The organism is Burkholderia sp. AU39826 (genome assembly GCF_020419965.1).
GTDB classification, from domain to species: Bacteria; Pseudomonadota; Gammaproteobacteria; order Burkholderiales; family Burkholderiaceae; genus Burkholderia; species Burkholderia semiarida.
Map to the genome: position 1 here is coordinate 22,173 of NZ_JAIZQG010000021.1, position 12,504 is coordinate 34,676.

The 12,504-nt window shown below is 60.1% G+C and carries 23 protein-coding genes; all 23 read left to right on the plus strand.

What is annotated here, in order from left to right; translation table 11 throughout:
* Window positions 1-6: 6 nt before the first annotated feature.
* Window positions 7-1,197 carry an elongation factor Tu gene (gene tuf, locus LGM42_RS26685; protein WP_034209732.1) on the plus strand — a complete coding sequence of 397 codons (1,191 nt, stop codon included), beginning with the start codon at window positions 7-9 and terminating at the stop codon, window positions 1,195-1,197.
* A gap of 287 nt (window positions 1,198-1,484) precedes the next feature.
* Window positions 1,485-1,796, plus strand: a complete 312-nt coding sequence (rpsJ, locus tag LGM42_RS26690; protein WP_004199280.1) for a 30S ribosomal protein S10 — start codon at window positions 1,485-1,487, stop codon at window positions 1,794-1,796.
* A gap of 178 nt (window positions 1,797-1,974) precedes the next feature.
* The gene (gene rplC / locus LGM42_RS26695; RefSeq protein WP_006482922.1) at window positions 1,975-2,625 is read left to right on the plus strand and encodes a 50S ribosomal protein L3; all 651 of its coding nucleotides are present in this window, start codon (window positions 1,975-1,977) and stop codon (window positions 2,623-2,625) included.
* Complete coding sequence (gene rplD, locus LGM42_RS26700; protein ID WP_006477192.1) at window positions 2,625-3,245, plus strand: 50S ribosomal protein L4; 621 nt, start codon at window positions 2,625-2,627, stop codon at window positions 3,243-3,245. Before rplC ends, rplD begins: the two co-directional genes overlap by 1 nt.
* Window positions 3,242-3,556, plus strand: coding sequence for a 50S ribosomal protein L23 (gene rplW / locus LGM42_RS26705; RefSeq protein WP_004199275.1), 315 nt, complete (start codon window positions 3,242-3,244; stop codon window positions 3,554-3,556). The genes rplD and rplW overlap by 4 nt, the downstream gene beginning before the upstream one ends.
* Window positions 3,557-3,558: 2 nt before the next feature.
* On the plus strand, window positions 3,559-4,386 hold the full coding sequence (rplB, locus tag LGM42_RS26710; protein WP_034209733.1) for a 50S ribosomal protein L2: 828 nt from the start codon (window positions 3,559-3,561) through the stop codon (window positions 4,384-4,386).
* Between the two features lie 10 nt (window positions 4,387-4,396).
* Window positions 4,397-4,672 (plus strand): 30S ribosomal protein S19, encoded by a 276-nt coding sequence (rpsS, locus tag LGM42_RS26715; RefSeq protein WP_004199273.1) that lies wholly within the window; start codon window positions 4,397-4,399, stop codon window positions 4,670-4,672.
* Window positions 4,673-4,684: 12 nt separating this feature from the next.
* Window positions 4,685-5,014, plus strand: a complete 330-nt coding sequence (gene rplV, locus LGM42_RS26720; RefSeq protein WP_004199272.1) for a 50S ribosomal protein L22 — start codon at window positions 4,685-4,687, stop codon at window positions 5,012-5,014.
* An 11-nt stretch (window positions 5,015-5,025) separates the two neighbouring features.
* Window positions 5,026-5,826: a 30S ribosomal protein S3 gene (gene rpsC / locus LGM42_RS26725; RefSeq protein ID WP_006482899.1), complete on the plus strand. Its 801-nt coding sequence runs from the start codon at window positions 5,026-5,028 to the stop codon at window positions 5,824-5,826.
* Window positions 5,827-5,828: 2 nt separating this feature from the next.
* Window positions 5,829-6,245 carry a 50S ribosomal protein L16 gene (gene rplP, locus LGM42_RS26730; RefSeq protein ID WP_006482873.1) on the plus strand — a complete coding sequence of 139 codons (417 nt, stop codon included), beginning with the start codon at window positions 5,829-5,831 and terminating at the stop codon, window positions 6,243-6,245.
* Between the two features lie 9 nt (window positions 6,246-6,254).
* A complete protein-coding gene (gene rpmC, locus LGM42_RS26735) occupies window positions 6,255-6,449 on the plus strand; it encodes a 50S ribosomal protein L29 (protein ID WP_006400652.1) in 195 nt (64 codons plus the stop codon).
* Window positions 6,446-6,718 carry a 30S ribosomal protein S17 gene (rpsQ, locus tag LGM42_RS26740; protein ID WP_006477189.1) on the plus strand — a complete coding sequence of 91 codons (273 nt, stop codon included), beginning with the start codon at window positions 6,446-6,448 and terminating at the stop codon, window positions 6,716-6,718. The genes rpmC and rpsQ overlap by 4 nt, the downstream gene beginning before the upstream one ends.
* 309 nt (window positions 6,719-7,027) lie before the next feature.
* The gene (rplN, locus tag LGM42_RS26745) at window positions 7,028-7,396 is read left to right on the plus strand and encodes a 50S ribosomal protein L14 (RefSeq protein ID WP_006482918.1); all 369 of its coding nucleotides are present in this window, start codon (window positions 7,028-7,030) and stop codon (window positions 7,394-7,396) included.
* Between the two features lie 9 nt (window positions 7,397-7,405).
* On the plus strand, window positions 7,406-7,714 hold the full coding sequence (gene rplX, locus LGM42_RS26750) for a 50S ribosomal protein L24 (protein WP_006477187.1): 309 nt from the start codon (window positions 7,406-7,408) through the stop codon (window positions 7,712-7,714).
* A 16-nt stretch (window positions 7,715-7,730) separates the two neighbouring features.
* Window positions 7,731-8,270, plus strand: a complete 540-nt coding sequence (gene rplE / locus LGM42_RS26755; protein WP_006482882.1) for a 50S ribosomal protein L5 — start codon at window positions 7,731-7,733, stop codon at window positions 8,268-8,270.
* A 7-nt stretch (window positions 8,271-8,277) separates the two neighbouring features.
* The gene (gene rpsN, locus LGM42_RS26760; RefSeq protein ID WP_006482884.1) at window positions 8,278-8,583 is read left to right on the plus strand and encodes a 30S ribosomal protein S14; all 306 of its coding nucleotides are present in this window, start codon (window positions 8,278-8,280) and stop codon (window positions 8,581-8,583) included.
* Between the two features lie 14 nt (window positions 8,584-8,597).
* Window positions 8,598-8,993, plus strand: a complete 396-nt coding sequence (rpsH, locus tag LGM42_RS26765; protein WP_006477185.1) for a 30S ribosomal protein S8 — start codon at window positions 8,598-8,600, stop codon at window positions 8,991-8,993.
* Window positions 8,994-9,011: 18 nt separating this feature from the next.
* Window positions 9,012-9,542, plus strand: coding sequence for a 50S ribosomal protein L6 (gene rplF, locus LGM42_RS26770; protein WP_006477184.1), 531 nt, complete (start codon window positions 9,012-9,014; stop codon window positions 9,540-9,542).
* A gap of 12 nt (window positions 9,543-9,554) precedes the next feature.
* Window positions 9,555-9,920 (plus strand): 50S ribosomal protein L18, encoded by a 366-nt coding sequence (gene rplR / locus LGM42_RS26775; RefSeq protein ID WP_006477183.1) that lies wholly within the window; start codon window positions 9,555-9,557, stop codon window positions 9,918-9,920.
* Window positions 9,921-9,934: 14 nt separating this feature from the next.
* Complete coding sequence (gene rpsE, locus LGM42_RS26780) at window positions 9,935-10,453, plus strand: 30S ribosomal protein S5 (protein WP_006482895.1); 519 nt, start codon at window positions 9,935-9,937, stop codon at window positions 10,451-10,453.
* 15 nt (window positions 10,454-10,468) lie between these two features.
* Complete coding sequence (gene rpmD / locus LGM42_RS26785) at window positions 10,469-10,651, plus strand: 50S ribosomal protein L30 (RefSeq protein WP_006400644.1); 183 nt, start codon at window positions 10,469-10,471, stop codon at window positions 10,649-10,651.
* Between the two features lie 26 nt (window positions 10,652-10,677).
* Window positions 10,678-11,112 (plus strand): 50S ribosomal protein L15, encoded by a 435-nt coding sequence (gene rplO, locus LGM42_RS26790; RefSeq protein WP_006482880.1) that lies wholly within the window; start codon window positions 10,678-10,680, stop codon window positions 11,110-11,112.
* Window positions 11,113-11,154: 42 nt separating this feature from the next.
* Window positions 11,155-12,504, plus strand: coding sequence for a preprotein translocase subunit SecY (gene secY / locus LGM42_RS26795; protein ID WP_006482915.1), 1,350 nt, complete (start codon window positions 11,155-11,157; stop codon window positions 12,502-12,504).

Here is a 12,504-nt window from a genome sequence, read left to right on the forward strand (position 1 = left end):
AGAATCATGGCAAAAGAAAAGTTTGAGCGGACCAAGCCGCACGTGAACGTTGGTACGATTGGTCACGTTGACCACGGCAAGACGACGCTGACGGCAGCGATCACGACGGTTCTGACGAAGAAGTTCGGCGGCGAAGCGAAGGCGTACGACCAGATCGACGCGGCACCGGAAGAAAAGGCGCGCGGCATCACGATCAACACGGCACACGTCGAGTACGAAACGGCTAACCGCCACTACGCACACGTCGACTGCCCGGGCCACGCTGACTACGTGAAGAACATGATCACGGGCGCGGCGCAGATGGACGGCGCGATCCTGGTTTGCTCGGCAGCAGACGGCCCGATGCCGCAAACGCGTGAGCACATCCTGCTGGCGCGTCAGGTTGGCGTTCCGTACATCATCGTGTTCCTGAACAAGTGCGACATGGTGGACGACGCGGAACTGCTCGAGCTGGTCGAGATGGAAGTTCGCGAACTGCTGTCGAAGTACGACTTCCCGGGCGACGACACGCCGATCGTGAAGGGTTCGGCGAAGCTGGCGCTGGAAGGCGACACGGGCGAGCTGGGCGAAGTGGCGATCATGAACCTGGCAGACGCACTGGACACGTACATCCCGACGCCGGAGCGTGCGGTTGACGGCGCGTTCCTGATGCCGGTGGAAGACGTGTTCTCGATCTCGGGCCGCGGTACGGTGGTGACGGGTCGTGTCGAGCGCGGCATCATCAAGGTCGGCGAGGAAATCGAAATCGTCGGTATCAAGCCGACGGTGAAGACGACCTGCACGGGCGTGGAAATGTTCCGCAAGCTGCTGGACCAAGGTCAGGCAGGCGACAACGTGGGTATCCTGCTGCGCGGCACGAAGCGTGAAGACGTGGAGCGTGGCCAGGTTCTGGCGAAGCCGGGTTCGATCACGCCGCACACGCACTTCACGGCTGAAGTGTACGTGCTGAGCAAGGACGAAGGCGGCCGTCACACGCCGTTCTTCAACAACTACCGTCCGCAGTTCTACTTCCGTACGACGGACGTGACGGGCTCGATCGAGCTGCCGAAGGACAAGGAAATGGTGATGCCGGGCGACAACGTGTCGATCACGGTGAAGCTGATCGCTCCGATCGCGATGGAAGAAGGTCTGCGCTTCGCGATCCGCGAAGGCGGCCGTACCGTCGGCGCCGGCGTCGTCGCCAAGATCATCGAGTAATATCGACGATCCGCGGATCCCTCCGGGGTCCGCGATTCCGCGGTAAGCAGCTGCGTACCGCCGAAACCGGGTGTCCAGTTCGATCTGGCACCCGGTTTTTCTTTGTGGCGTACGAAGCGCAGCATCGACAAACGCGCACCACCACCGCGAATTTTCGTGTAGAATCGCGGGCTTAGCAGTGGAAGTACCGTCCGGAACCTGATGCTTCGCTCCCCGCTGGCGTCATGTTTCACGTTCTTTTAGTGTCCGGCGATGCAACATCGCCTCGCTCTTTTCAAGGAATTGTCATGCAGCAACAGAAAATCCGCATTCGCCTGAAGGCTTTCGACTATCGTCTGATCGATCAATCGGCCGCCGAAATCGTCGATACCGCGAAGCGGACTGGCGCAATCGTCCGTGGCCCGGTGCCGCTGCCGACGCGCATTCAGCGTTTTGACATCCTGCGTTCGCCGCACGTCAACAAGACGTCGCGCGATCAGCTCGAAATCCGTACCCACCAGCGCCTGATGGACATCGTCGATCCGACGGACAAGACCGTCGACGCGCTGATGAAGCTCGATCTGCCGGCTGGCGTCGACGTGGAAATCAAGCTGCAGTAAGGCTTCCAGCGCCGCCCGGCGTGTCGGGTGGCGCTAAGTCTTTGTATTGCTTGCGGAAATCGCAGAGTCGGGCTATACTGCTTGGCTTTTCGCGTATTCGCGTAAAAAAGCTGGGCCTTGCGTGCCCGGCATTTTGTAAATCAGCCCCGACCAATCGCAGTCGGGAATGGAGAAAATGATGAGCCTTGGACTCGTAGGTCGCAAGGTTGGCATGACCCGTATCTTCACGGCGGAAGGGGATTCGATTCCCGTCACCGTGCTGGACGTGTCGGACAACCGCGTGACGCAGATCAAGACTGTTGAAACCGACGGCTACACGGCCGTGCAGGTTGCATTCGGCTCCCGCCGCGCATCGCGCGTGACGAAGCCGCTGGCAGGTCATCTCGCCAAAGCCGGTGTCGAAGCCGGTGAAATCCTCAAGGAATTCCGCATTGACGCGGCCAAGGCAGCCGAGCTGTCGAATGGCGCCGTGGTCGGTGCAGATCTTTTCGAAGTGGGCCAGAAGGTCGACGTGCAAGGCGTGTCGATCGGTAAGGGCTACGCCGGTACGATCAAGCGTTACAACTTCTCCTCCGGCCGTGCCACGCACGGTAACTCGCGCTCGCACAACGTGCCGGGCTCGATCGGTATGGCGCAGGATCCGGGTCGTGTTTTCCCGGGTAAACGCATGACGGGTCACATGGGTGACGTGACGGTGACGGTGCAGAACCTCGAAATCGCTCGTATCGACGCAGAGCGCAAGCTGCTGCTCGTGAAGGGTGCGATTCCGGGCGCGAAGGGCGGCAAGGTCTTCGTGACGCCGGCCGTCAAGACCAAGGGGGCGAAATAATGGAACTCAAGCTCCTGAACGAAAATGGTCAGGAAGGTGCAGTGGTCAACGCATCGGACGTCGTGTTCGGTCGTGACTACAACGAAGCGCTGATCCACCAGGTCGTCGTCGCTTACCAGGCGAATGCTCGCCAGGGTAACCGCGCACAGAAGGACCGTGAGCAAGTCAAGCACACGACCAAGAAGCCGTGGCGCCAGAAGGGTACGGGCCGCGCTCGTGCCGGTATGTCGTCGAGCCCGCTGTGGCGTGGCGGTGGTCGTATCTTCCCGAATTCGCCGGAAGAAAACTTCTCGCACAAGGTCAACAAGAAGATGCATCGCGCAGGTCTCTGCTCGATCTTCTCGCAGCTGGCCCGTGAAGGCCGTCTGTCGGTCGTCGAGGACATCATCCTCGAAGCGCCGAAGACCAAGCTGCTGGCCGACAAATTCAAGACCATGGGTCTCGACTCCGTTCTGATCATCACGGACACGGTCGACGAGAACCTGTACCTGGCTTCGCGCAACCTGCCGCACGTGGCGATTGTCGAGCCGCGCTACGCTGACCCGCTGTCGCTGATCTACTTCAAGAAAGTGCTGGTCACGAAGGCTGCGGTCGCCCAGATCGAGGAGTTGCTGTCATGAGCGAGATTCGCAAGAACGATCATCGTTTGATGCAGGTCCTGCTCGCACCGGTGATCTCGGAAAAGGCGACGCTGGTTGCCGACAAGAACGAGCAAGTCGTGTTCGAAGTCGCACCGGATGCCACGAAGCAGGAAGTGAAGGCGGCTGTCGAGCTGCTGTTCAAGGTTGAAGTTGATTCGGTCAACGTGCTGGTTCAGAAGGGCAAGCAAAAGCGCTTCGGCCGTTCGATGGGCCGCCGCAAGGACGTGAAGAAGGCGTACGTTTGCCTGAAGCCCGGCCAGGAAATCAACTTTGAAGCGGAGGCCAAGTAATCATGGCAATCGTGAAAGTTAAGCCGACATCGCCGGGTCGCCGCGCGATGGTCAAGGTGGTCAACAAGAACCTGCACCAGGGCAAGCCGTACGCGGCACTGCTCGACTCGCAGAGCTCGACCGCCGGCCGTAACAACAACGGTCGTATCACCACGCGTCACAAGGGTGGTGGTCACAAGCAGCACTACCGTATCGTCGATTTCCGTCGCACGAAGGATGGCATCCCGGCAAAGGTCGAGCGTCTCGAGTACGACCCGAACCGTAGCGCGAACATCGCGCTGGTGCTCTACGCAGACGGCGAACGTCGCTACATCATCGCCCCGAAGGGCCTGACCGTCGGCCAACAGCTGATGTCGGGTTCGGAAGCGCCGATCCGTGCAGGCAACACGCTGCCGATCCGCAACATTCCGGTCGGTACGACGATCCACTGCATCGAGATGCTGCCGGGCAAGGGCGCGCAAATGGCGCGTTCGGCTGGCACGTCGGCCATGCTGCTGGCACGTGAAGGCGTCTACGCGCAGGTTCGTCTGCGTTCGGGCGAAATCCGCCGCGTGCACATCGAGTGCCGTGCAACGATCGGTGAAGTCGGCAACGAAGAGCATAGCCTGCGCCAGATCGGCAAGGCTGGCGCGAACCGCTGGCGCGGTATCCGCCCGACGGTGCGTGGCGTTGCGATGAACCCGGTTGATCACCCGCACGGTGGTGGTGAGGGCAAGACGGCTGCAGGTCGCGACCCGGTGAGCCCGTGGGGTACGCCGGCTAAGGGTTACCGCACCCGCAGCAACAAGCGCACGACGACGATGATCGTCCAGCGCCGTCACAAGCGTTAAGGAGTAGGCAATGGCACGTTCTGTAAAAAAAGGTCCGTTCTGCGACGCCCATTTGCTGAAGAAAGTTGAGGCGGCTGCAGCTTCGCGCGACAAAAAGCCGATCAAGACCTGGTCGCGTCGCTCGACGATTCTGCCGGATTTCATCGGCCTGACGATCGCTGTTCACAACGGCCGTCAACACGTTCCGGTGTACATCTCGGAAAACATGGTCGGCCACAAGCTTGGCGAGTTCGCACTGACCCGTACGTTCAAGGGTCACGCAGCCGACAAGAAGGCCAAGAAATAAGGGGCAATCAAGATGGAAGTGAAAGCAATTCATCGCGGTGCCCGCATCTCGGCGCAGAAAACGCGCCTTGTGGCTGACCAGATCCGCGGTTTGCCGGTCGACAAGGCGCTGAACGTTCTGACGTTCTCGCCGAAGAAGGCGGCTGGCATCGTGAAGAAGGTTGTGCTGTCGGCAATCGCGAATGCGGAGCACAACGAAGGCGCTGATATCGACGAGCTCAAGATCAAGAGCATCTACGTCGACAAGGCTGCATCGCTCAAGCGTTTCACCGCGCGCGCCAAGGGCCGCGGTAACCGCATCGAGAAGCAATCCTGTCACATCACTGTGACGGTCGGGAATTAAGGAGCCATACGATGGGACAGAAAATTCATCCGACTGGCTTCCGCCTGGCTGTCAGCCGCAATTGGGCTTCGCGTTGGTACGCGAACAACAACAATTTCGCGGCGATGCTGCAGGAAGACATCGGTGTTCGTGAATACCTGAAGAAGAAGCTGAAGAACGCTTCGGTCGGTCGGGTCGTCATCGAGCGTCCGGCGAAGAACGCGCGCATCACGATTTACAGCTCGCGTCCGGGCGTGGTCATCGGCAAGAAGGGCGAGGATATCGAACAGCTGAAGACGGAACTGCAACGCCGCATGGGCGTGCCGGTTCACGTCAACATCGAAGAAATCCGCAAGCCGGAAACCGATGCTCAGCTGATCGCTGACTCGATCACGCAACAGCTCGAGCGCCGGATCATGTTCCGTCGCGCGATGAAGCGTGCGATGCAGAACGCGATGCGTCTGGGTGCCCAAGGCATCAAGATCATGAGCGCAGGCCGTCTGAACGGTATCGAAATCGCTCGTACGGAGTGGTATCGCGAAGGTCGCGTGCCGCTTCACACGCTGCGTGCTGATATCGACTACGCGACTTCGGAAGCGAAGACGACTTACGGGATCATCGGCGTCAAGGTGTGGGTCTACAAGGGCGATACGCTCGGCCGCAACGACGCACCGGTGGTGGAAGAAGTAGCCGAAGACAAGCGTCCGCGTCGCAATGCGCGTCCGGGCGACCGTCGTCCGCGCCGTGACGGCGAAGGCGGCGCTCCGGGTGCTCGTCGTGGCGCACCGCGCCGTGGCGCCGGCAAGCCCGAAGACGGCAAGACTGGAGAATAACGATGCTGCAACCGAAACGCAGAAAGTATCGTAAAGAGCAGAAGGGTCGTAACACCGGCAAGGCGACGCGCGGCAACGCAGTGTCGTTCGGTGAATTCGGCCTGAAGGCGATCGGTCGCGGTCGTTTGACCGCACGTCAGATTGAAGCGGCGCGTCGTGCAATGACGCGTCACATCAAGCGTGGCGGCCGCATCTGGATCCGGATCTTCCCGGACAAGCCGATTTCGCAGAAGCCGGCCGAAGTGCGTATGGGTAACGGTAAGGGTAACCCGGAGTACTACGTCGCCGAGATTCAGCCGGGCAAGATGCTCTATGAAATGGACGGCGTAACCGAAGAACTGGCACGCGAAGCGTTCCGTCTGGCTGCAGCCAAGCTGCCGCTGAAGACGGCATTCATCGTGCGCCAGCTCGGCGCCTAAGGAGAAAACATGAAGGCTTCCGAACTTCTCCAGAAAGACCAGGCCGCGCTCAACAAGGAGCTGGCGGACCTGCTGAAGGCGCAATTCGGCCTGCGCATGCAACTCGCGACCCAGCAGCTCACGAACACGAGCCAGCTGAAGAAGGTTCGTCGCGACATCGCACGTGTGCGGACCGTCATGACTCAGAAGGCGAACCAGAAATGAACGATAGCGTGAAAACCTCGCTGAAGCGGACGCTGGTCGGTCGGGTCGTCAGCAACAAGATGGACAAGACCGTCACCGTGCTGATCGAGCACCGCGTCAAGCACCCGATCTACGGCAAGTATGTCGTGCGTTCGAAGAAGTACCACGCGCACGATGAAGCGAACACCTACAACGAAGGCGATCTCGTCGAAATCCAGGAAACGCGTCCTGTTTCGAAGACGAAGGCCTGGACGGTGTCGCGCCTCGTCGAAGCCGCTCGTGTCATTTAAGCGGGCAGCGCAGTAGGCAGTAACGGGCACTTCGCCAAGAAGTGCTTGAAATCGCAAAGTTTTTGCTTGCGTGACCGGGATTATTTGTTATAATCCCGGTCTTCCCTCTTTATGGGAGCCCCGTCGCGGGCGAAGTTGGTGGGGGAAGCGGACTGGCGCCTGCCTGTCCGAAAGATTCACCGAATTGCGATGGCGGGTTTCGTTTGCCGTCGCTGCTGTTCCAACCCAAGCAGCCGATTGGCTGACGGGACCAAGACTGACCGAATGCATCATGGTGGTGCATCCGGATTAAGTTGGGAAAGACAAACCATGATCCAGACCGAATCTCGGCTCGAAGTAGCCGACAACACGGGTGCACGTGAAGTCCTGTGCATCAAGGTGCTCGGCGGCTCGAAGCGTCGTTATGCCGGCATTGGCGACATCATCAAGGTGAGCGTCAAAGAGGCAACGCCGCGCGGGCGCGTGAAGAAAGGCGAAATTTACAACGCCGTGGTGGTCCGCACCGCCAAGGGCGTGCGCCGTCAAGACGGCTCGCTGATCAAGTTCGACGGCAACGCCGCTGTGCTTTTGAATAACAAGCTCGAGCCGATCGGCACCCGTATCTTCGGGCCGGTGACGCGTGAGCTGCGTAGCGAACGATTCATGAAGATCGTTTCGCTGGCGCCGGAAGTGCTGTAAGGAGTCGCGATGAACAAGATTCGCAAAGGTGACGAAGTCATCGTCGTCACTGGCAAGGACAAGGGCAAGCGCGGCGTCGTGCTGGCTGTCGGTGCTGAACATGTGACGGTTGAAGGTATCAACCTCGTCAAGAAGCATGTGAAGCCGAACCCGATGAAGGGTACGACGGGCGGCGTGGAAGCGAAGACGATGCCCCTGCATATTTCGAACGTCGCACTGGTCGACGCGAATGGCAAGGCGTCGCGTGTTGGCATCAAGGTCGAGGAAGGCAAGAAGGTTCGCTTCCTGAAGACGACCGGTGCCGTACTGAGCGCCTGACGCAGCGGAGTAAAAAATGGCTCGTTTTCAAGAGTTTTACAAAGAAAAGGTTGTGCCCGGCCTGATCGAGAAGTTCGGTTACAAGTCGGTCATGGAAGTGCCGCGCATCACCAAGATCACGCTGAACATGGGTCTTGGCGAAGCGATCGCTGACAAGAAGATCATCGAGAACGCCGTTGGCGACCTCACGAAGATCGCCGGCCAGAAGCCGGTCGTCACGAAGGCCCGCAAGGCAATCGCTGGCTTCAAGATCCGCCAGGGTTACCCGATCGGCGCGATGGTGACGCTGCGTGGCCGCGCGATGTACGAATTCCTCGACCGTTTCGTGACGGTTGCCCTGCCCCGCGTGCGTGACTTCCGCGGTGTGTCGGGTCGTGCTTTCGATGGCCGTGGCAACTACAACATCGGTGTGAAAGAGCAGATCATTTTCCCCGAAATCGATTACGACAAGATCGACGCACTGCGTGGGCTGAACATCAGCATCACGACGACTGCGAAGACCGACGACGAAGCAAAGGCTCTGCTCGCCAGCTTCAAGTTCCCGTTCAGAAACTGAGGTTACCGTGGCTAAACTGGCACTGATCGAACGTGAAAAGAAGCGCGCCCGCCTGGTCGCGAAGTTCGCAGCAAAGCGCGAAGCGCTGAAGGCGATCGTCGAAGACCAAAGCAAGTCGGAAGAAGAGCGCTACGAAGCACGCCTGGAGCTGCAGCAACTGCCCCGCAACGCAAACCCGACCCGCCAGCGCAACCGCTGCGCGATCACGGGCCGTCCGCGTGGCACGTTCCGTAAATTCGGCCTCGCGCGTAACAAGATTCGTGAAATCGCATTCCGTGGCGAGATTCCTGGCCTGACCAAGGCGAGCTGGTAATAGGAGAAACGTAAATGAGCATGAGTGATCCTATCGCCGATATGCTGACTCGCATCCGCAACGCGCAGATGGTCGAGAAGGTATCGGTCGCGATGCCCTCGTCGAAGGTCAAGGTTGCAATCGCGCAAGTCCTGAAGGACGAAGGTTATATCGACGATTTCGCCGTGAAGGCGGAAGGTGCGAAGTCCGAACTGAATATCGCGCTGAAGTACTACGCAGGTCGCCCGGTCATCGAACGCCTCGAGCGCGTGTCGAAACCTGGTCTGCGCGTGTACCGCGGCCGTAACGACATTCCGCAGGTCATGAACGGCCTCGGTGTGGCAATCGTGTCGACGCCGAAGGGCGTGATGACCGACCGCAAGGCGCGCGCTACCGGCGTCGGCGGCGAAGTCATCTGCTACGTCGCTTAAAGCCGAGGAGAGAGAAACATGTCTCGAGTAGGTAAGAGCCCGATCGCGCTGCAAGGCGCGGAAGTCAAGCTGGCCGACGGTGCGATCACCGTCAAGGGCCCGCTGGGCACCATCACGCAAGCGATCAATCCGCTCGTGAACGTGGCGAACAACGACGGCACGCTGAATCTGTCGCCGGTCGACGAAAGCCGCGAAGCAAATGCACTGTCGGGCACGATGCGCGCGATCATCGCGAATGCCGTGCACGGCGTGACCAAGGGTTTCGAGCGCAAGCTGACGCTGGTTGGCGTCGGTTACCGTGCGCAAGCGCAAGGCGACAAGCTGAACCTGTCGCTGGGTTTCTCGCACCCGGTGGTGCACCAGATGCCGGAAGGCGTCAAGGCTGAAACCCCGACGCAAACCGAAATCGTGATCAAGGGGATCAACAAGCAACAAGTCGGTCAAGTGGCTGCGGAAGTCCGCGGTTACCGTCCGCCGGAGCCCTACAAGGGCAAGGGCGTGCGTTATGCCGACGAGGTTGTGATCCTCAAAGAAACGAAGAAGAAGTAAGGGTGCGCAATCATGGATAAGACTCAATCTCGCCTGCGCCGCGCTCGCCAGACGCGTATCAAGATCGCTGAGCTGCAGGTCGCGCGTCTCGCCGTGCATCGCACGAACACGCACATCTACGCTCAAGTGTTCTCGCCCTGCGGCACCAAGGTGCTCGCCAGCGCGTCGACGCTCGAAGCTGAAGTGCGCGCTGAACTGGCCGACAAGTCGGGCAAGGGCGGCAACGTGAATGCCGCGACGCTGATCGGCAAGCGTATTGCCGAGAAGGCAAAGGCTGCCGGCATCGAATCCGTCGCCTTCGACCGCTCGGGCTTCCGCTACCACGGCCGCGTCAAGGCGCTGGCTGAGGCAGCTCGCGAAGCTGGGCTCAAGTTCTAAGGAAGGAATTCGTCATGGCAAAGATGCAAGCGAAAGTTCAGGCTGACGAGCGCGACGACGGCCTTCGCGAAAAGATGATTTCGGTCAACCGCGTGACCAAGGTCGTGAAGGGTGGCCGTATTCTCGGCTTCGCCGCACTGACCGTGGTCGGCGACGGCGATGGCCGCATCGGTATGGGCAAGGGCAAGGCGAAGGAAGTGCCGGTCGCTGTCCAGAAGGCAATGGAACAAGCTCGCCGCAACATGTTCAAGGTGCCGCTCAAGAACGGCACGCTGCAACACGAAGTGCACGGCAAGCACGGCGCATCGGCCGTCCTCCTCGCTCCGGCGAAGGCAGGTACGGGCGTGATCGCCGGCGGCCCGATGCGCGCAGTGTTCGACGTGATGGGCGTTCAGAACGTCGTGGCGAAGAGCCACGGTTCGACGAACCCGTACAACCTCGTTCGCGCCACGCTGGACGGCCTGCGCAAGCAGTCGACCCCGGCAGACATCGCGGCGAAGCGCGGCAAGTCCGTCGAAGAAATTTTGGGCTAAGCCCGGGTGGTCACCATGTCTGAAAAAACTGTCAAGGTTCAGCTCGTCAAGAGCCTGATCGGGACCCGCGAATCGCACCGCGCGACCGTGCGTGGCCTGGGCCTGCGCCGACTCAACTCGGTTAGCGAGCTGCAGGACACGCCGGCGGTCCGCGGCATGATCAACAAGGTCTCGTACCTCGTTAAGGTCATCGCGTAAGCGGCCCTACGGATCAAGGAGTTGATATGGAATTGAATAACCTGAAGCCGGCCGCTGGCGCCAAGCACGCCAAGCGTCGCGTCGGTCGTGGCATCGGTTCGGGCCTCGGCAAGACGGCTGGCCGTGGTCACAAGGGTCAGAAATCGCGTTCGGGCGGCTTCCACAAAGTCGGTTTCGAAGGCGGTCAGATGCCGCTGCAACGTCGTCTGCCGAAGCGCGGCTTCACGTCGCTGACGAAGGAATTCGTCGGTGAAGTGCGCCTGGGCGACCTCGAGAAGCTGCCGGTCGACGAGATCGATCTGCTCGCACTGAAGCAAGCCGGCCTGGTCGGCGAGCTGACGAAGAGCGCAAAGATCATCGCGACGGGCGAACTGAAGCGCAAGATCGTCGTGAAGGGTCTCGGTGCCACCAAGGGTGCGCGCGCTGCGATCGAAGCGGCTGGCGGTTCGTTCGCCGAGTGACACGCGTAGCGCGTCGTCACTTGCATTCATCGGAGAAGGTACTTGGCTAACAGCCCGAGTCTTGCAAAACCCGGTCGAAGCACGGCGAAATTCGGCGATCTGCGCCGGCGAGCGATGTTCCTGCTCCTGGCGCTGATCGTCTATCGCATCGGCGCGCACATTCCCGTGCCGGGAATCGATCCGGATCAACTGGCCAAGCTGTTCCAGAGCCAGGCGGGCGGCATCCTGGGCATGTTCAACATGTTCTCGGGTGGCGCACTTTCCCGCTTCACGATCTTTGCGCTGGGGATCATGCCGTACATCTCGGCGTCGATCATCATGCAGTTGCTGGCGATCGTTTCGCCGCAGCTCGAGGCGCTGAAGAAGGAAGGGCAGGCAGGGCAACGGAAGATCACGCAGTACACGCGGTATTTCACCGTGGTGCTCGCGACCTTCCAGGCGTTCGGTATCGCGGCTGCGCTGGAAAATCAGCCGGGCCTCGTCACCGATCCCGGCATGCTGTTCCGTCTGACGACGGTCGTGACGCTGGTAACGGGCACGATGTTCCTGATGTGGCTCGGCGAGCAGATTACCGAGCGTGGTCTGGGCAACGGTATCTCGATCATCATCTTCGGCGGGATCGCAGCAGGGTTCCCGAATGCCGTGGGTGGGTTGTTCGAACTGGTGCGTACGGGTTCGATGAGCATCATTTCGGCGATCATCATCGTCGTTCTGATCGCCGCGGTGACTTACCTGGTCGTGTTCATCGAACGCGGTCAGCGCAAGATCCTCGTGAACTACGCGAAGCGCCAGGTCGGCAACAAGATCTACGGTGGGCAGTCGTCGCATCTGCCGCTGAAGCTGAACATGTCGGGCGTGATTCCGCCGATCTTCGCATCGTCGATCATTCTGTTCCCGGCAACGATTCTCGGCTGGTTCAGTACCGGTCAGCCGACGGGAAGCTGGATTTCCAATACGTTGCATAACGTTGCGGAAGCGCTGAAGCCGGGCCAGCCGGTCTATGTGCTGCTGTACACGCTGGCGATCGTGTTTTTCTGCTTCTTCTACACCGCACTGGTGTTCAACAGCAGGGAGACCGCGGACAACCTGAAGAAGAGCGGCGCGTTTGTTCCGGGCATCCGTCCGGGCGATCAGACCGCGCGATATATCGACCGCATCCTCACGCGTCTGACGCTGGCCGGTGCGATCTACATCGTCTTCGTGTGTCTGCTGCCGGAATTCCTGGTGCTGCGCTGGAACGTGCCGTTTTATTTTGGTGGAACGTCGCTGCTGATCATTGTCGTCGTCACGATGGACTTTATGGCGCAGGTGCAGTCGTACGTTATGTCGCAACAGTATGAGTCGCTGCTCAAGAAGGCAAACTTCAAGGGCGGCAACATCCCGATGCGTTGA